15 protein-coding genes are annotated in these 17,537 nt (G+C 63.9%); 9 read left to right on the forward strand and 6 right to left on the reverse strand.

All coding sequences use genetic code 11. The features are described 5' to 3' along the window. The 3 genes from ACNFCH_RS25410 to ACNFCH_RS25420 form a co-directional block, all read left to right on the forward strand. Positions 1-107: hypothetical protein (locus ACNFCH_RS25410; RefSeq protein WP_414628464.1), on the forward strand; the 107-nt coding region annotated here is incomplete at its 5' end. A 224-nt stretch (positions 108-331) separates the two neighbouring features. After that, the gene (locus ACNFCH_RS25415) at positions 332-964 is read left to right on the forward strand and encodes a hypothetical protein (RefSeq protein WP_337160353.1); all 633 of its coding nucleotides are present in this window, start codon (positions 332-334) and stop codon (positions 962-964) included. A gap of 16 nt (positions 965-980) precedes the next feature. After that, entirely contained in the window at positions 981-1,604 is a 624-nt protein-coding gene (locus ACNFCH_RS25420) for a helix-turn-helix transcriptional regulator (RefSeq protein WP_416744419.1), read from the forward strand. A gap of 33 nt (positions 1,605-1,637) precedes the next feature. On the opposite strand, the gene ACNFCH_RS25425 is transcribed toward ACNFCH_RS25420, so the two are convergent. Further along, positions 1,638-2,363 carry a TorF family putative porin gene (locus ACNFCH_RS25425; protein ID WP_416744421.1) on the reverse strand — a complete coding sequence of 242 codons (726 nt, stop codon included), beginning with the start codon at positions 2,361-2,363 and terminating at the stop codon, positions 1,638-1,640. 120 nt (positions 2,364-2,483) lie between these two features. Then, positions 2,484-4,205: an amidohydrolase gene (locus tag ACNFCH_RS25430; RefSeq protein WP_337160356.1), complete on the reverse strand. Its 1,722-nt coding sequence runs from the start codon at positions 4,203-4,205 to the stop codon at positions 2,484-2,486. A 244-nt stretch (positions 4,206-4,449) separates the two neighbouring features. Here ACNFCH_RS25430 and ACNFCH_RS25435 point away from each other — a divergent pair, with 244 nt between their 5' ends. The 3 genes from ACNFCH_RS25435 (at position 4,450) to ACNFCH_RS25445 (ending at position 8,063) form a co-directional block, all read left to right on the forward strand. Then, on the forward strand, positions 4,450-5,361 hold the full coding sequence (locus ACNFCH_RS25435) for a LysR family transcriptional regulator (RefSeq protein ID WP_337160357.1): 912 nt from the start codon (positions 4,450-4,452) through the stop codon (positions 5,359-5,361). A 240-nt stretch (positions 5,362-5,601) separates the two neighbouring features. Further along, complete coding sequence (locus ACNFCH_RS25440) at positions 5,602-6,672, forward strand: C45 family autoproteolytic acyltransferase/hydolase (protein WP_070094624.1); 1,071 nt, start codon at positions 5,602-5,604, stop codon at positions 6,670-6,672. Positions 6,673-6,728: 56 nt separating this feature from the next. Then, positions 6,729-8,063 carry an MFS transporter gene (locus ACNFCH_RS25445; RefSeq protein ID WP_416744424.1) on the forward strand — a complete coding sequence of 445 codons (1,335 nt, stop codon included), beginning with the start codon at positions 6,729-6,731 and terminating at the stop codon, positions 8,061-8,063. Between the two features lie 237 nt (positions 8,064-8,300). On the opposite strand, the gene ACNFCH_RS25450 is transcribed toward ACNFCH_RS25445, so the two are convergent. Then, positions 8,301-9,116, reverse strand: a complete 816-nt coding sequence (locus ACNFCH_RS25450) for a carbon-nitrogen hydrolase family protein (RefSeq protein ID WP_337160360.1) — start codon at positions 9,114-9,116, stop codon at positions 8,301-8,303. Positions 9,117-9,238: 122 nt separating this feature from the next. Here ACNFCH_RS25450 and ACNFCH_RS25455 point away from each other — a divergent pair, with 122 nt between their 5' ends. After that, positions 9,239-10,054, forward strand: coding sequence for a LuxR C-terminal-related transcriptional regulator (locus tag ACNFCH_RS25455; RefSeq protein WP_416744426.1), 816 nt, complete (start codon positions 9,239-9,241; stop codon positions 10,052-10,054). A gap of 46 nt (positions 10,055-10,100) precedes the next feature. On the opposite strand, the gene ACNFCH_RS25460 is transcribed toward ACNFCH_RS25455, so the two are convergent. Further along, positions 10,101-11,198, reverse strand: a complete 1,098-nt coding sequence (locus ACNFCH_RS25460) for a P1 family peptidase (protein ID WP_416744428.1) — start codon at positions 11,196-11,198, stop codon at positions 10,101-10,103. 15 nt (positions 11,199-11,213) lie between these two features. Beyond that, a complete protein-coding gene (locus ACNFCH_RS25465) occupies positions 11,214-12,563 on the reverse strand; it encodes an APC family permease (RefSeq protein ID WP_416744430.1) in 1,350 nt (449 codons plus the stop codon). Positions 12,564-12,758: 195 nt separating this feature from the next. On the opposite strand from ACNFCH_RS25465, the gene ACNFCH_RS25470 reads away from it, so the two are divergent. Then, positions 12,759-13,559: a helix-turn-helix transcriptional regulator gene (locus ACNFCH_RS25470; protein ID WP_337160364.1), complete on the forward strand. Its 801-nt coding sequence runs from the start codon at positions 12,759-12,761 to the stop codon at positions 13,557-13,559. Between the two features lie 62 nt (positions 13,560-13,621). Here ACNFCH_RS25470 and ACNFCH_RS25475 read toward each other — a convergent pair whose 3' ends face one another. Then, a complete protein-coding gene (locus tag ACNFCH_RS25475; RefSeq protein WP_337160365.1) occupies positions 13,622-14,512 on the reverse strand; it encodes a LysR family transcriptional regulator in 891 nt (296 codons plus the stop codon). 314 nt (positions 14,513-14,826) lie between these two features. Between ACNFCH_RS25475 and ACNFCH_RS25480 the strand changes: the two genes are divergently transcribed. Then, positions 14,827-17,382, forward strand: coding sequence for a type VI secretion system Vgr family protein (locus ACNFCH_RS25480; RefSeq protein WP_416744433.1), 2,556 nt, complete (start codon positions 14,827-14,829; stop codon positions 17,380-17,382). Positions 17,383-17,537 lie beyond the last annotated feature (155 nt).

The raw sequence follows: 17,537 nt of genomic DNA on the forward strand, positions 1-17,537 counted from the left end.
TCAACCAGCAAGGGGTGGAGAACCTCAACGAGACCCTGCGCCATTGCGACGCCCTGAGCCAGCAGGCGGGGCGGTTGAAGCAACTGGTGGGCAGCTTCAGGATCTGAGGCGTACCCGTCGCGTGAACCCGCTCTCACAGGTACCGCGCCGAGCTCAGGCTCGGCGTTGTACCTGTGGGGGGTTCTGGGGGGCTGAACACGTCGTGGGAACTGCACGAACCTCTGTGGCGTACCCGCACCGTTGATCGGAATCCAGGCTTCGGCCGAATAAAAACATATTTTGATGCTTAAATTATTCTTGTCAGTCCGATCCTTTTCCTGAGGGTGCTGCCATGAATCTCAAGATCGCCGCCTTGCTGCTGCTCGCCCTGTGCGCCCCGCCAGCTTGGAGCCAAACCCCTGCCACACCCGCTGCACCAACCGCCGATTCCGCCGCCCTGACCACGCGCCTGGCCCTGCGCGACCTTTGGGTCGAGCATGTGTTCTGGGTCAGGAACTATGCGCTCGCCAACCAGGCCGGCAACAAGGCGCAAGCTGAAACCGCCGCCAAGCAGGTGGTCAGCAATGCCACCAGCATCGCCAACAGCATCGCTCCCTTGTACGGCCAGCCTGCCGCCGACCAGTTGCTCAAGCTGCTGGCCGGACACTGGGGGGCCGTCAAGCATTACAGCGATGCCGCCGTCGCCAAGGACAAATCCGCTAAGCAAACGGCGGTGAACGAGCTGTCGAGCAACGCCAAGGCGCTGTCGGCCTTCCTGGCCAAGGCCAACCCGTATTTGCCGGAGCAGACCTTGCTGTCGATGCTGACGGCCCATGGGGGGCACCACCTGTCTCAGATCGACCAGCTCGCCGCCCAGGATTACGCTGGGGAAGCACAGACCTGGCAGATGATGCGTCAGCACATGCTGACACTGGCCGATGCCTTGGCCGGGGCGTTGGTCAAGCAGTTCCCGGACAAGTTCTGAACGAGGAGCCATCCGCATGCTGGAAGGACTGGGCCGTACCCAGCAGGACCTGCTCAATGCCTTGCTCTACCAGCCTGACGGCATGAGCATCGATGAGTTGGCGCAGGCGCTGGCGATCACCCGTACCGCGGTGCGTCAGCATCTGGCGGCACTGGAGCGCGACGGCCTGGTCAGACGCGGCGCCACCCGGCCCACGGGGCGGCGCCCGGAGCAACTGCATCAGCTGACCGATCATGCACGGGAGCTGTTCCCCCGGCAGTATCCCTTGCTGGCCAACCTGTTGATCGACGAAGTCGCCGGCCTCATCGGGCCCCAGGCCCTTTCGGCGCTGATGCGCAACCTAGGCCGCAAGATGGCCGAGGACCTGGAGACGCAGGTGGTGGATGAAGCGCGCATTGTGGAGCACATGAACAACGCAGGTTACGAGGCCCAGGTGTTCTTCCGCTCCTCCGGTGAACCGCAGATCGTTGCCCACAACTGCGTGTTCCATCACCTGGCCAAGGCCCATCCGGTGGTCTGCGAGCTGGACCTGGCGCTGATCGGGGCTCTGGGCGGCGCTGAGGCTGTGCATGAGGAGTGCATGTTGCGTGGGGGTACGGTGTGCCGGTTTTCGCTCAAGCGCGAGGAGCCAAGCCAGTGATCAGGGCCGCTGCGCGGCCCCTCCCGGTCTGGGTCAGAACGTCTTGCTGACGGAGGCCACCACCGTGGCCGAGCAGACATCCTTGAAGCCGAGGTAACTGGCGCATTCGCTCTCGGAGAGGTCGGTGTCGATGTAGCTGACCGACCAGTCGAGCGACAGCATCGTGCGGGTCAGCTTCACTTCCCATTCGTGGTAGTCGTCGCGGCTGGCGCCGTCATTGGCGAACCAGCTCGGGTCCTTGTAGTCGTTGCGCCCGTAGCGCACCAGCAGGTCGGTGTCGTACGGCAGCAGCGTGGTGTAGCCCACGTAGCTGTAGAGCATCGACTGGTCGCCGTTGAAGTTGTCCGAATAGTTGCCGCCCAGCAGCACGCCCCAGGCGCGCAGTTCGGCATGATACTCGCCGTAGTTGAAGTCGCCCTGGCGCGGGTACACGTACTTGATGTACGAGGTGTCGAGGGTAACGTCGTCGTTGATCTGCCAGAAGTAGCCGGCGTAGTAGTCCAGCTCCTGGCGCGTACTGCTGCCGAAACCGAAGTCGACGTTCGAGCTCCATACGCCCGCGTACAGACCGCTGGCGTGAGCCAGGGTCAGCGAGCCCTGTAGGGCGGGATCGTTCTGGGTCTGGGAGATGCCGCGGGTACGGTAGTCGCTGAAAACGCCAGCCGTGGCCTCAAGGCTGAAATCGTCGTTGAGGTCGATGGCATGGGCCAGCGGGGCGCAGGCGAGCAGGCCGCCTGCGATGAGGTTGCGTAAGGTCATTCGATGCTTTCCATTTATTGTTGTTGTGCACGGTGCAACGGGGTGTGGCGTTTCGTGGGTGGACCCGCTCCCACAGGGACTCGTGTCGAGTCTGTGGAAGCGGGGTTCTCCGCGATGCGATCAGCGCTGGTAGATCTGCTTGCCGGCGAACCAGGTCTGCAGCACCTGGGTGTCACGCAGCGCCTCGGGATCGACGTTGAGCACGTCGCGGTCGAGGACGATCATGTCGGCCTGTTTACCCACCTTCAGCGAGCCGACCTGCTGCTCAAGACGCATGGCGCGGGCGGCATTGAGGGTGTAGGCCTGGAACATGGTTTCGCGGTCGATGGCTTCGTCGGCATTGAGCACGCCCTTGGGGCCCTTGCGGCTGACGGCCTGGTAGATCGCCTTCCACGGCTCCGGGGTGGTGATCGGCCAGTCGCTTGCGCCGGCGATGGTCGCACCGGCCTTGTACAGCGAGTGGGCCGGGTAGCTGTGGGCGAAGGCATGCTCATCGACATAGGGCTTGACCAGGTCGACGTTGGTTTCGTCGGCACTGGCCCAGTACAACTGCATGGAGGCAATCACATCGAGTTGTTTGAAGCGCGGATAGTCCTGGGCGCTGACCATCTGCAAGTGGGTGATCGAGTGCGGGACACCGCTGTGTCGCGCGCGTCGGGCCTGTTCGACGCCGTTGAGTGCCTCGCGCACGGCGCGATCGCCAATGGCATGCACATGCACCAGCCAGCCACGGGCATCGGCGGCATCGACCAGTTCACCGAAGTGCTTCGGGTCCAGCAGCAGTTCACCGCGTTGGCCGGAGTTCTTGTAGGGCTCGAGCATCGCCGCGCTCTGCGCTGGCATTTCGGCCACGCCGTCGGCGAACACCTTGATGCCGGGCAGGGTGAGATTGCGTACGCCGAGGAACTGCTGGCGCACTTTGTCCAGCTCATCCAGGTCGGCTGGGCGGGCCTTGGAGTCGGCCATCAGCAGTGCGGCGATGTGCGCTGTCAGTTCACCTCGTTCGGAGAGGTCCTTGTAGACCGGCAGCACGCCCAGCGAGTCGTTCTTCACATCCGCGCCGGGCAGTTCGTTGGCCAATGGATCCATCCAGCCGGTGATGCCCAGCTGCTTGGAGTAGTCCAGGGCCATGCGTCCGGCGGTCATCAGGGTGTCGTGGGACAGCGGTGGCAGCAGGTCGGTCACCGGGTAGTAGCTGGCGTCGGCCAGAAACCCGTTGGGCGTGCCATCCTGGTGTTGGCCAATGGTGCTGCGCGCTTCGGCGGGCAATGCCGCGATGGTCTTGGCGTCGATCTTGGCGCGCTTGAGCAGGGCCTGGTTGGCCCAGCCGGTGTGCATGTCGTTGGCGGCCAGCAGGATCGGCTGGTCAGCCCACTCGCCGTGGTTGAAACGTTGCTCCAGGGCCGGGATGTCATCCCAGTAAGTACCCGGCACGCCACCGACGGCCAGGAACTCGCCACGCACGGCCTTGCCATCTTTGCGCCACTCGCGCAGGCGCTGTTCCAGTTCATCGAGGGGGATCTGCTCGCCCATCAGGTTGGCCAGCTCCAGTTGCAGGCCGCCTTTGATGGCATGGGAATGGGAGTCGAGCATGCCTGGCATCAGCACCTTGCCGCCCAGGTCGATGACCCGGGTGCCGTCGGCCTTCAGGCCCAGCACGGCCTGGTCCGAGCCCACGGCGACGATCTTCTCGCCCTCGACCGCCACCGCCTGCTGCAGCGGCTGGCCTGGTTCGGCGGTGTAGACCTTGGCGTTGTGAAAGATCACGTCCACTGCCGCGAAGCTGTGCAGGGAGGTGCAGGCCAGGCCCGCGCTGATCGCCATCTTCAGGAGGTGCTTCATTCGATGCCTCGTTCTTGTTGTGATGGAGCCGCAGCCTAGCCAACGCGCAAGGCCGGTTAAATGCGACGACAGGCACAACTTTTTTCGCGATCAGGAAACAATCCCTGGCCTATGATTGCTTTGGTGCAAGCCGCCGGCCGCTCAGCGCCTATTCAAAACCGCGCCATTTGCGGGCTTTATGAAAAGGCGCGGATACTCGCGCGTTCCCTCCCATCGCCTGGCTTGTGCCGAACAGGAAGAAACCATGGACAAAATGACGGCCCTGACCATCTTCGTCGCCGCCGCCGAGCACGGCAGTTTCAGCCGTGCGGCCGAGCAGTTGGGCAAAACGCCCTCGGCCATCACCAAGGCCGTCGCCCACCTGGAGGCCGAGCTTGGGGTGCGCCTGTTCGAGCGCACCACCCGGCGCATGGCGCTCACCGAGGCCGGCAGCCTGTACCTGGAAGGCGCGCGTCAGGCCTTGATGCACCTGCAACTGGTGACCGAGGAAGTGGAGCAGTTGCAGCACGAACTGCGTGGCACCTTGCGCATCACCGCGCCGCCGTCGTTCGGACCGGCGTTTCTCAACCAGGTGTGCTTTCGCTTCATGCGCGAACACCCGCAAGTGCGCCTGGAGGTGAACCTCAACGATGCCAACGAAGACCTGATCGACGGCGGTTACGACCTGTCGCTGCGCGACGGCCCCACCGACCAGCCCGAGCTGATCGCCCAGCCGCTGATCGAGAACCGCGTGATCCTCTGCGCCAGCCCCGACTACCTGGCCCGGCGTGGCGAGGCCATCACCTTGGAGAACTACGCCCAGCACGACTGGTTGCTGCTGCGCCATCCTCTGCTCAATCGCAGCTTCTGGTGGGTCGAGCATGAGGGCCAGACCTTGCGCGTGCGCCAGCCCACGCCTCGCCTGGTGAGCGACAACTTCGACTTCCTGCTTGCCTGCCTGCTCGATGGTCATGGCCTGCAGTTCGTGCCCACCTGGTGCGCCGCGCCTTATCTGGCCAAGGGGCAACTGGTGGAGGTGCTGCCCGACTACTGGCGGGCGTTGAGTGCCTTCGGGCCCTGGGTGCACGTGCTGTACCTGCCCCATCGGCGCAACACGCGCAAGGTGCAGGCCTTCATCGCCTTGCTGCACGAGCAACTGCGCAGCCAGGGGCTGTAACCAGGCAGCGGGGTTCAATTGTTCCACTCAGGCACAAAAGTTGTGCGGGTTGTGGCGATGATCGGCCGGGAGTGGCTCGCTAGGCTAGCGGTGGTTGCTTGAACACAGCGGCCACTTCGTGCCCGGTCCATTGCCCTGTCACTCTCACGGCAGGTACATGCAACAGGGGGGCGAGGCGGCCTCACTCTTTCCAGAACAGCAACGATGCCTCGAGCCTGCTGTACCAGGAGTTCCCCCGCAGTGAAGATCCACACCCTAGTCACCGATATCCGCACGCCCGCCGAACGTGGTCGCCAGATCGGCGAGCGCTTCGCCGAGCAGATCCGCCATACCACCCAGCTGTATCTGGACTTCTTCCCGCGGGTGGGCGTGTCCCTGCGTGAGGCGCAGCGCATCGGCGAAAACAGCCTGGCTGCCCTGGAAGCCTGGAGCCCGAACCTGGCGGCCGAGGTGATCGGTATGGCCAGCGGCGCTGACCTGCCGTTGTGGCAACTGGCAAGCCTGAACGCCCGCACCGAGGTGCTGGCGGCGCGCACCCGTCACAGCGAATGCTCCACCACTGTGCATGCGCCGCGCGGCCCGCGTGCGCCGCAGACCCTGCAGACCTGGGACTGGCATGACAGCCTCTGCCCCCATGGTCTGATGCTGGCGCTGCACACTGAGCGTGGTATGAACGTCAAGCTGTTCTGCGAATTCGGCATGCTCGCCAAGCTGGGGGTGAACAGCGCAGGTCTGGGCCTGCATTTCAACATCCTCCACCACACCAGCGACAACGACAGCGGGGGTGTGCCGGTGCACGCGATTGCCCGCCGTCTGCTCGAAGACGCCAGCAGTGTCGAGGAAGCCATCGAACTGGCCCGTTCGGCGCGGGTCAGCGCCTCCACCGTGCTCACCGTGTTCTCCCGCGAGGACAGCAGCCCGCGCGCCGTCAGCATCGAACTGAGCCCCGAGCGCACGGCGCTGGTGCTGCCGCGTGAAGACGGCTGGTTGCTGCACACCAACCACTTCCTCGACCCGCAGCTGAGCCTGGGCGAACAGGTCGCCGACCGCGCCGACACCCAGTGTCGTCTGGGGCACCTGGAGCAGGTGATCGGCCAGATGGGCAGCGCCGATCTGCGCGCCCGTGCCGAAGCCATGTGCGGCGCGCAAGGCGACAGCGCACCGATCTGCTTCCACCCGGACATGGCCATGCCCGATACCGAGCGTTGGGAAACCCTGCTGAGCGTGGGGATCGATACCGAGCGCTGCGCGCTGGAGTACGTAGCGGGCACGCCGCTGCAACTGGCCAAGGCTGGCTTCGAACGTTTCTGAGCCCACCCGGTGCCGCCTGAACAGGGCGGCACCCGCTGACAACGAGAACAACAACAATGCATGCGGAACATTCCAACCCTGCGTCGTCCCGGTCTGCGCTGCGGACCTTCTGCGTCTCCGGCATGGGCACTGCGCTGGAGTTCTATGACTTCATCATCTACGGCACCGCGGCTGCGCTGGTGTTTCCCCAGGTGTTCTTCCCCCAGATGGACCACCTGACCGCGACCTTGGTGGCCTTCAGCGCCTTTGGCGCCGGCTTCTTCGCCCGTCCGCTGGGCGGTTTGGTGTTCGGCCACTACGGTGACCGCATCGGTCGCCAGAAGGTGCTGGTCGCGACCTTGCTGCTCATGGGCCTGAGCACCTTCCTCATCGGTTGCTTGCCAAGCCATGCCAGTATCGGCGTCGCTGCCCCGATCCTTCTTGTGCTGTTGCGCCTGATCCAAGGCTTTGCCGCCGGTGGTGAATGGGGTGGTGCCGCGCTGTTCGGCATCGAGTCGGCGCCGCCGGGCAGGCGAGGGTTGTGGGGCAGCTTCACGAGCATGGGCATCGGCGTCGGCGGCATCCTCGGCGCTGCGGTGTTCGCCATCGTCAGTGCGGCCTTCAACGACAACCTGGTGGACTTTGCCTGGCGCATCCCGTTCTGGCTCGGCGGCACGCTGGTGCTGATCGGCCTGTATGCGCGCCTGAAGGCACCCGCACCGGTCGCTGCTCCGGCAGTCAAGCCGGTCCGAGCGCCGCTGGCCGAGGCCCTGCGTCAGCGTCCGCGTCAGTTGCTGCTGTGCACCGGGATCGCCTTCGGTTACTGCACCATCGCCTACATCGGCAGCACCTTCTTCCTGACCTATGCCACCCAAGTGGGCTTCGGCAGCACCCAGGCGTTGATGTTCGACCTGACCTTGTCGATCGCCATCGTGTTCTCCGCGCCGCTGTTCGGCTACCTGTCTGACCGCCTGGGCCGGCGCACGGTGATGGTGTTCGGTGCGGTGGTCATGGCGCTCGGTTTGTTTGCCTTCTTCGAGCTGGTCGGCATGAAGAGCTTTGGCATCGCCCTGTTCGCCTACAGCCTCACGGGCCTGTTGATGGGCGCCACCCAAGGGCCGATCCCGGCGTTCCTGGGCGAGCAGTTCCCGCGCAGCATGCGTTACTCCGGGATCTCGGCGAGCTATCAGATCGGTGCGGCATTGGGCGGTGGGACAGCCTCGAGCATCGCCACGGCGATCCTCATCCTCACCGACCACAACCCGTTGGGCGTGGCGCTGTATGGGGCAGGGGCGCTGGCGTTGGTGGCGGTCTGTTCGCTGATGCTGCGCGAGACCTCGCGCCTGAGCATGGCGCAGATCGACGAAGCGCCGGCTGGCGTTGCCGGAGAGGCGGTGCTGGCCCGCCATTGACAGGGTATGGCGATCGTTGTGTATCGCCAGATCTGGCCCTTTCGCGGGTGAACCCGCTCCCACAGGTACAGCGTTGTTCTCGAGGACACTGCAGAATCCCACAGGTGCAGCGTTGTTCTCGAGGACACTGCAAAACCCCACAGGTACAGCGGTGCTCTTGATTGCACCGCTAAACCTGTGGGAGCGGGTTTACCCGCGAAGCAGGCGCTGCGGTGTCGCGCAGACACCGCCAGGGGCTTAGCCGATGACCAGCTCACGCAGGCCGTTGGGATGCTCGATACGCTCACCCGGCAAGGCGATGCGCTGGTTGGCGCGGTAATCGTGGAACGCGCGGGCCTTGCCGATCAGCGACAGGTCCAGGGTCACGGCATGGCGGGACTCGCCTCGGCCCGCCTCGAACAGCGTCCTGCCAAAGGGGTCGACCCCCAGGCTGTTGCCGACGAACACGCAATCGTCCGGCCCATTGCCGACCCGGTTGGCCACCACGGCGAACACCTGGTTCTCCATCGCCCGAGCCATCACCGACACGCGATGCACGTTGTCCTCGGGCTCGGCCAGGCCATCGGTGATCAGCATCACCTGCGCGTCGAGCGCTGTCAGTGCCCGGGCGGTCTCGGGGAATTCGCTGTCGTAGCAGATCAGCAGGCCGATGCGCACCCCACGCCATTCCACGGTCGAGAAGCGATTTCCCGGCACCACGATGCCATGCTCCGGCACCCACAAATGGGTTTTGCGGTAGGTGAGCAGAATGCCTTCAGGGGCGATGAACAGGGTGGTGTTGTAGAAGGTGCCATTGGCATTCTCATAAAGCCCCAGCACCACCGCCACATTGCGCTGACGCGCCGCTTCGACCACTGCCTGCACGGCTTCGCCCTCGACAGATTCCGAAAGCATGCCGACGTCTTCCTGGCTGAGAAACCCGGTCAGGTGCGACTCGGGAAACAGCACGACGTCGGTGTCCGGCGCACACTGGGCGATGTCCTTCAAGATGCATTTCAGGTTGTAGGGCGTGTCGCCATCGCGTGTCGTTGTTTGTACCACTTCGATTTTCATGGGCAGTCCGTCTCGTTGTATGCGACCGGCTTGGGGTCGGGTGACTTTTGCAAAGGGTGATGCAAGTATGAAAACAACGACTGTCAAAACAATCACGCTGAGTGGTTAACCCGGGGGTAGGCATGGGCCTGAGTCTGCAGGATCTTTCATGGCATCAGGGCATAGGCCAATGCATCGAGCACCTCGATCGCCCCAGTTTCTGGCGGACGCTGGTCACGCTGGTGGGGGATTTCGTCGAAGTGGACTCCTGGGTCGCCTTGCTGTTCAGCCACGATAAGCCGCTGATCTTCGACCAGAGCCCTTACGACCGGGAGGGTGTCGACCCGTTGGTGAGTGAATACGCCAATGGCCTGTACCTGCTGGACCCGTTCTACCTCAACAGCCGAGAACGCCCAGTGACTGGATTGGTGCGCCTGGCCGACATCGCCCCGGAGCATTTCCAGCAGACCGATTACTACCGCCTGTACTTCACCCATAACGTGGTCGCCGATGAGGTCCAGTTCAACGTGGCGGTGGGCGAGGGGGGCACGCTGTGCCTGTCGCTGGGCGGCTGTCGGCGTTTCAACAGCGAGCAGCTCGCCTTGCTGGAGCTCATCCGCCCCTGGCTGATCGGCCTGATGCGCCAGCGCCTGCATTTCGAGAGCCTGCCGGAGCGGGCGCCAACCACCAAGCCGGCGCTGGACTATGCCCATGGCCGTGACGAAGCGCGCCAGCAACTCGAGTCGGTGCTCACCGCGCGGGAGCTGGATGTGGTGCGGTTGATTCTTTCCGGCCACTCCAACAAGGAGGCCGCGGCCAAGCTCGAACTTTCTGCCGAGACGGTTAAGGTTCACCGGCGCAATGTGTACCGCAAGCTGGATGTGAACTCCCAGAGCGAGCTGTTCTCGTTGTTGTTCCTGGCAGGCGAGGAGCTGGGCAGTCTGCGCTCCGCCTCCTAGTTTTCTACGAATAGCGGAATGCGGGGCCGCACAGCGGCCCCGGTTTCTACCCCTGCCAACCCACCTGGCGCAGGGCGCTGAGCAACCGCTCGCCGCCCAGTCCCGGCACCAGCACGCCATCGGCGGTGCGCATGTCGACGCCCGCCAGCAGGGCATTGACGATCGCTTCTTCCACCGCTTCGGCCGCTGCCATGAACAACGGCGTGATGTGGTCGTTGTTGAGCATCTGCACCGGCAAGCTGAACGGCGTGCCTTTGCGGCCGTACTCGGCCACGGGCAATTGCTGCTCGGCGCAGGAGAACGCCACGAACAGATCGCCACTGGCATCTTCGGTGCCACCGCCGGTGCGGGCGATGCCGATGGAGGCACGCTGGGCCAGGCGCTGGCACTGGTGCGGCAGCAGCGGGGCGTCGGTGGCGATGATCACCACGATCGAGCCCATGCCCGGTTCACCGCGGTCGTCGAAGGGCGAAGGGATGCCGTCGAGCACCCGGCCCACCGGATAGCCGTCGATGCGCAACTCGCGGCGCTGGCCGTGGTTGGCCTGGACCAGCGCCCCGACTGTCCAGCCGCCCTGGTCTGCCGACAGCTTGCGCGACGCGGTACCGATGCCGCCCTTGAACTCATGGCAGATCATGCCTGTGCCGCCGCCCACCGCCCCCTCGGCGACCGGGCCGGATTCGGCGCGGGCCAGGGCTTCGTTCACCTGCTCGGCGCCGACATGCTGGCCCCAGATATCGTTGAGCAGGCCGTCATAGGTTTCCATCACCACTGGCATGCACCAGTACACGGCAGGGTCGGCCAGGGCATCGCGTTCGGCGGCGATGAGCGCGTCACGCACCACTCCGACGCTATGGGTGTTGGTGATGGCCAGCGGCGTGGTGAGCAGGCCCGCTTCGCGGATCCACTCAAGCCCGGTGGCGTCACCGTTGCCATTGAGCACATGGACCCCGGCAAAGCACGGCGCCAGGCGGGCTGCGCCAGGGCGCGGCTGGATCACGGTGACGCCGGTGCGCACCTGCTTGGCGCCGTGATCCGCAATGAGGGTGCTGTGGCCGACACGAACGCCGGGCACATCGGTGATGGCGTTGAATTGGCCGGGGGTACCCAGGCCCAGGGTGATGCCAAGTTGACGCGCGCGCATAGGGACTCCTGTTGTTCAGAGTTTCTGGAAAGTGGGGCGGAGCTTGCCGTAGGTGCTGTAGAGGATCACCGAGACCGCCAGTATGCCGAGAATGATCAGGGTGTCCCGGACCGAGGCGTCGAGCAGGCCATTGAGCAGTAGGTAACCGGCGCCCATTGCGGCCAGCAGTGCCGGCATCGGCCACAGGGGCATGCGGTACGGGTGTTCGCGATCGGCCCGCAGCACGCGGCTGAACAGGGCGCACAGCGCCACGGCCAGGTAGACCATCACCAGCAGCAAGACGGTGAAGGAGGTCAACTCTTCCAGGTTGGAGCTGAAGGTCAGCGCCGCCGAGGGCACGCCGAGGAACAGCGTGGCCAGCCAAGGCGACTCCCAGCGAGGGTGGATACGGGTGAACAGACGATTCAACGAAGGTGTCCACAGCTGGTCGCGGCCACTGCTGAAGATCACCCGGCCAGACTGGATGACGATGGCGATGATGGCGTTGAACACCGAAAGGAAGATACCGGCACTGACCAGCCGCGACAGCGTTTCGTTGCCATGGGCGGTGAGCAGGTAGCCGATCGGGTCGGGGCTGGCAAGCATGTCTTGCAGCGATGGCGCGCCGAGCAGCAGGGCGCCGATCGGTATCAGCTCGATCGCCACCACCAGCGCCAGCGACCAGAGCACGGCGCGGTGGTTGCTGCGCCCGCCGTCTTTCATGTCCTCGGCCAGCACCACCGCGCCGCCGAAACCGTTGTAGGAGAACAGCGCGGTGCCCATCGCGGCGATTACCAGGGTCCAGGGCGCGGTGGTCAGCAGGCCATGATCGATATGCTGGGGTTGGGTCAGCACGCTGAGCGGCTGGCTGATGTTGCCGAAACCGAGCACCACGATCACCAACAGGGCGGCGACTTCGCACAGCAAGAAAACGCCGGTGACCCAGGCATTGACACGGATGTTGAGGATACCCAGGCCGTAGCTGGCGGCGACGATGGCCAGGGCGACGCTCTGGGTGTCGAATTGGGTGCCCAGGGCACTATTGAGGTAGGTGGCCGCGCCAGTGGCCAGGACCGGCGGGATGAACAGCAGCATCACCATCACGGTAAGGAAGGTGGCGTAGCCCGCCAAGCCGCCGAACACCCGCTTGGCATAGACATACTCGCCGCCCGCGGAGGTATGTGCGCGGCCAAGTTCGGCATAGCACCAGGCGAACATCAACGCCAGCAGGGCGGCCAGGACGAAGGCCAGGAAGGCACCACTGCCGGCCTGGGCGATGGCAAAGGGTGCGATGACGAACACAGAACTGGCCGGTGTGACCGCCGAGACCGTGATGGCGACCACATCGAGCATGCCCAGGCTGGGCTTGAGCGCACTGTCGTGCATGTCGTTCTCCTCGAATTGTTATTGGTGGTTGAGGCAGTGACGAAGAAGGGGAGCGCGCCCTCGACGCGGGGCGTGGCATGGGCTGCAATCTAGGCCTGGCGGGGCGTGCGGCCAATTACCCTATTGGGGTACGCCCACTTGACGCGCGGACGGGAAAGACGGGAAATCCCATCACCTATTCAGGGGAGCCTGCGGATGCACAGCCTGTTTCATGAAGTCGGCATTCACGCCAACCTTGGCCGCACCATCGAACAGATCGGCCAGCCACGTCTATGGAAGCAGTTGATCCTGCTCCTGCACCGCTGGCTGCCGTTCGACAACGCCCTGGCCGTCTTCTACCCCAGCAACGCTGCCCCGGTGGTGCTCGAGGAGTACGACGCCGCGCCTCAGGGCGGGCCGGCGGCGATGCCGCTGTACCTCAGTGGCCTGTATCAGCTCGATCCGTTCTTCCAGGCCTGCCAGGATGGTGTGTCCAGCGGCTTGTACCGGCTCGACGAGGTGGCGCCGGACCAGTTCCACCAAAGTGAGTACTACCTCAACTATTTCCATGCCAACGTGCTGGAGGACGAGGTGCAGTTCATCCTCCAGCTGTCGGGGCAGGGGGCGTTGTCGTTGTCCTTGGGCATGCGCCGGCCGTTCAATTCGGAGCAGTGTGGGCAATTGGCGATGTTCTGCCCATGGGTGCTGGCGCTGATGCAGCAGCACTGGCAGTTGCGCAGTCAACGCCTGATGCCAGCGGGCGAGCCGGTGGCGGCCCAGGTGCGTGATGCGCTGAGCCATTTCGGGGCGGGGGTGTTGTCCGAACGGGAGCTTGAGATTGCCCGGTTGATCCTGCGTGGCTATTCATCCAAGGCCATGGCCGAACGCCTGGCGATCTCCCCGGAAACCGTCAAGGTTCACCGCCGGCACCTGTATGCCAAGCTGGATATTTCCTCGCAGCCGGAGTTGTTCTCGCTGTTCTTGCAGTCGTTGGGGCACGACCCGGAGCATCCTTGAGATCTCCGGGGCGAAGCAGGCAACGCGATCGCAGTGCGGGACGCGCGATCCCAAAGGCGCCCTCAGGGCTGTTCGGCAAACAGCGTTTTGGCCTCGGCAAAGCACTGCTCGGCAATCGCCGAGCGCGGCTCGCTGCGGCGCAGCAACAGGCCCACCGGGCTGTGGATGCTGGCGTCGGCGATGGGCAGGATGCGCAAGTGCTCGGACAGCTCTTCCAGCCCGCAGTCAAGCGGCATCACCGCGCAGCACAGGCCGGTGTTGATGGCCTGGATCAGTTGGAACGTGGAGTCGCTCTCCAGCACCGCGGCCGGCTCCAGGCCCCGGCTGCGCAGACTCAGATCCAGCGACTGGCGATAGTGCATGCCCTTGCTCAGCAGACCCAAGGGCAGGTTGGCCAGCGCTTCCCAGCGCAGTTGCGGTCCGTCGAAGGCGAAGTGCCGGGTGTCGTGCAGCAGGCCCATGGTGGTGGTGCCCAGTTCGATCACCTCGAAGAAGCTGGCATTGACCTGATCCAGGTAGCAGATCCCTAGGTCCAGTTGGTTGCGGCTCAGGCCATCGATGATCTGCTCGGAGCTCAACGAACTGACTTGAAAATGCAGCTCCGGGTACTTCTCGCGCAAGGGCAGCAGCAAGTGCATCGGGTTGAAACTGGCCAGCGGCACGGTGCCCAGGCGCAGGCTACCGACCACCTGGCCCCGGCAACTGGCAGCCTCGGCCTGCAGGCCGTCGTGGGCGGCGAGCAGGGTGCGGGCCCAGGCCAGAATGCGTTCGCCGGCCTCGGTGAAGCCCTCGAAGCGCTGGCCACGCTTGACCAGCACCAGGTCCAACTCGTCCTCCAGGTTGCGCAGGCGCATGGACAAGGTCGGCTGGGTGATGTGGCACAACGCAGCGGCCTGGCCGAAGTGGCGGGTCTGGTCGAGGGCGATGAGGAATTTGAGCTGTTTGATGTCCATGACGCGGCCTGGTGAAAGCGGAATGAGTTGACCTTAACCAAGTCTTGGGCGGTTTGCCATCTCCAGGCGGTAGGGGCGGGTTGTTGGGGGTGTTTATTACTTGTGTAAAGACAGGCTCTATATGTAAGTTTTTGTATGTTTAGTGTGGGGTGGTAGTGTTTTTCTTGTTGATTATTTTGTGTTTCTTGTAGGATGTTTCTTTGAATTTATAATATTTTGAAAAGCAATTTAAGTTAGTTGCACTCTGGGTTTGTCGTGATAACAATTGGGGCGTTTTATTAGCCTCTTTCATGACTGACGAGAGTGAAGTGCAAATGGATTTTGTACAGGCATTTGCTTCCCAGCAGCGCCGTTTGTTCACGCTGACCACTGCCTGTTGCGATGAACATACCCTGTTGCTGGAGCAGTTCTGCGGCAGCGAAGGTCTGTCCACGCTGTTCAGCTTCGAGTTGTCCCTGCTGTGTGAGGACGCGTGCCTCGAACTGAAGGCCTTGATCGGCCAGCCCGCGAAGTTGGCCATCGAGCTAACGGACGGCGGAGCTCGTTACATCCACGGTCATATCACCCAGTTCGGCCTACAGGGCAGCGATGGTGGCCTGGCCCATTATCGAGCGACCTTGAGCCCCTGGTTGTGGATGCTGACGCGGCGTGTCGATTCACGCATCTTTCAGGAGCACACCATCGAAGCGGTCCTGCGCACGGTTTTCGCCCATTACGGTACCTTGGCCACGTTCGAGTTTCGTCTGCTACGACCGCTAAAGTCCTACAGCTACATCACCCAATACCGTGAAACCGACCTGGACTTCGTATTGCGTCTGATGGAGCAGGACGGGCTGTTCTTCTATTTCGAGCACACGGAAAACAGCCACGTTCTGGTGATCACCGACCATTCCCCTTCTCTGGAAAGCTTGCCCGAGCAAGCGCAGATCCGTTACCACGGCGCGAGCCTGACCGAACCCACCGACACCATTACTCAATGGCGCAGCCACCGCGAACTGCAGTCAGGCAGGCTGGCCTTGCAGACGTTCGACTACAAGCAGCCTCGCACTCGGCTGCCCGTTCAGATGGATACCTTGAACGAGCAGGGCGAGGCGCCGGGTTACGAAGTCTATGAGTTTCTCGGGGCGTACAGTCATGGCCACCCCGAGGATGGCGACCGGCTCGCCCGCCACCGTCTCGAAGTCATCGAGGCGTGGGCGAAGACTTTCAGTGGCACCAGCCATTGCCGGGCGATGCGCCCTGGCTATGCCTTCGAACTGACCCAGCATTTCGATCACGACCGTGATCCGCCGGCGGACCGTGAATTCCTCGTGGTGTCGGTCACTCACCGGGGGCGCAATAACTACCTCTCGGACACGCCCGCCGACTACAGCAACGACTTCGTCTGCATCCGCAGGAAGATCCCGTATCGACACCCCATCACCGTGCCGCGCCCCATTCTCACTGGACCGCTCAGCGCCATCGTGGTCGGGCCGCAGGGCGAGGAGGTGTTCACTGACGAACTGGCGCGCATTCAGGTCCGATTCCCTTGGCAGCGGGCGAACAGCCTGCCCGAAGGCACCACCTGGGTCCGTGTGGCGATGCCCAGCGCCGGCGGTGGTTTCGGCCATCAATTCGTGCCGCGTATCGGCCAGGAAGTGCTGGTGAGCTTTCTCGGTGGGGACATCGACAGGCCCGTGGTCACGGCGGTGCTGTACAACGCCGAACAGACCCCGCCACGCTTCAGCAAGGCATCGGGCCTGCCGGGCAACCGCGCGTTGTCAGGCATCCAGAGCCAGGAACACAAGGGGCGCGGCTTCAATGAGTTGCTGTTCGATGACACCACTGGCGCATTGCGCGCTCGCCTGGGTACCACTCATCACGCGACAGCGCTGAACCTAGGCAAACTCACCGGTCCACGCAGCGATGGCCGTGCGCAGCCTCGCGGCCAGGGTGCCGAGCTGCGCACCGATGCCGCGATTGCCCTGCGCGCCGCACAAGGATTGCTGTTGACCACCTGCGCACATCATGACGCCGCACAGGCGCAACTGGACCGGGATGAGTTGCTGCAGTTGCTGGCCGAGTGCGGCGAACTGTTCAAGGCACTGGGCCAGACTGCCGCCGCGCGCGGCGGTGAAGCGGTGGACAGCCACGGCGAGGATGCCCTGCGTCAGGCGCTGCAGCAGTGGCCGGCCCCAGACAGCGAAAGCTCGGGGGCTCCACTGCTGGCAATGGCGGCTCAGGCAGGAATCGCCAGTGCGACACCTGGCTCGCAGGTGCATTACGCCGGAGCAAATCATGACATCACTGCCCAGGATCACCTGCAGCTCACCAGTGGTGCTGCCTTGCGCCTGCAGGCCGGCAAGGGCGTGAGCGCCTTCGTCCAGGAGGGCGGTATCAGCGCGATCGCCAACCGGGGCAAGGTCCAGGTCCAGGCCCAGGAAGACGACATCATTCTCAATGCGCAAAAACACCTGCGTTTCTCGGCCTCCGAAGGCGAAGCCGTCATGACCGCACCAACCATTCGCCTGGTGGCCGACGACGGCAGCTACATCAGGATCGGCGCCGGCATCGAAATCGGTACCTCGGGCAAGGTCACGGTAAAGGCCAGCGAACACGACTGGACCGGTCCGGACACCGACAGCATCCAGACATCGGGCTTCAGCCGCGATCCCGCGGCCCAACGTTTGATGTTCCGCTACCCAGGGCATATCGAGAACAGCGTGCGCCTGGCGGTCGACCATGCCTACCAGATCGCCCTCGAAGATGGCAGCGCCGTGCAAGGCCGTACCGATGGCCGTGGCCATACCGAACGTGTCGAGCGTGACCAGATGCACCAGGCCCAGATAGCGGCGAGGCGCGAAAACGGCGCGAAAGGAGATGGCCAATGAGCGATTCCGAGTACTACACCGTGGCGCAATGCGTGAGCCGGCTTATCCCTGGCTTCGATGGCGTACGCACCCTTGAGGTGCCTGCCGACCTGCCGGGGGTGGTGATCTTCCTGCATGGGGTGAATGACCCGGGGGCATCGTATGAGGCGGTGGAG

It is taken from the genome of Pseudomonas sp. NY15354, from assembly GCF_048068075.1.
Classification (GTDB): Bacteria; Pseudomonadota; Gammaproteobacteria; order Pseudomonadales; family Pseudomonadaceae; genus Aquipseudomonas; species Aquipseudomonas guariconensis_C.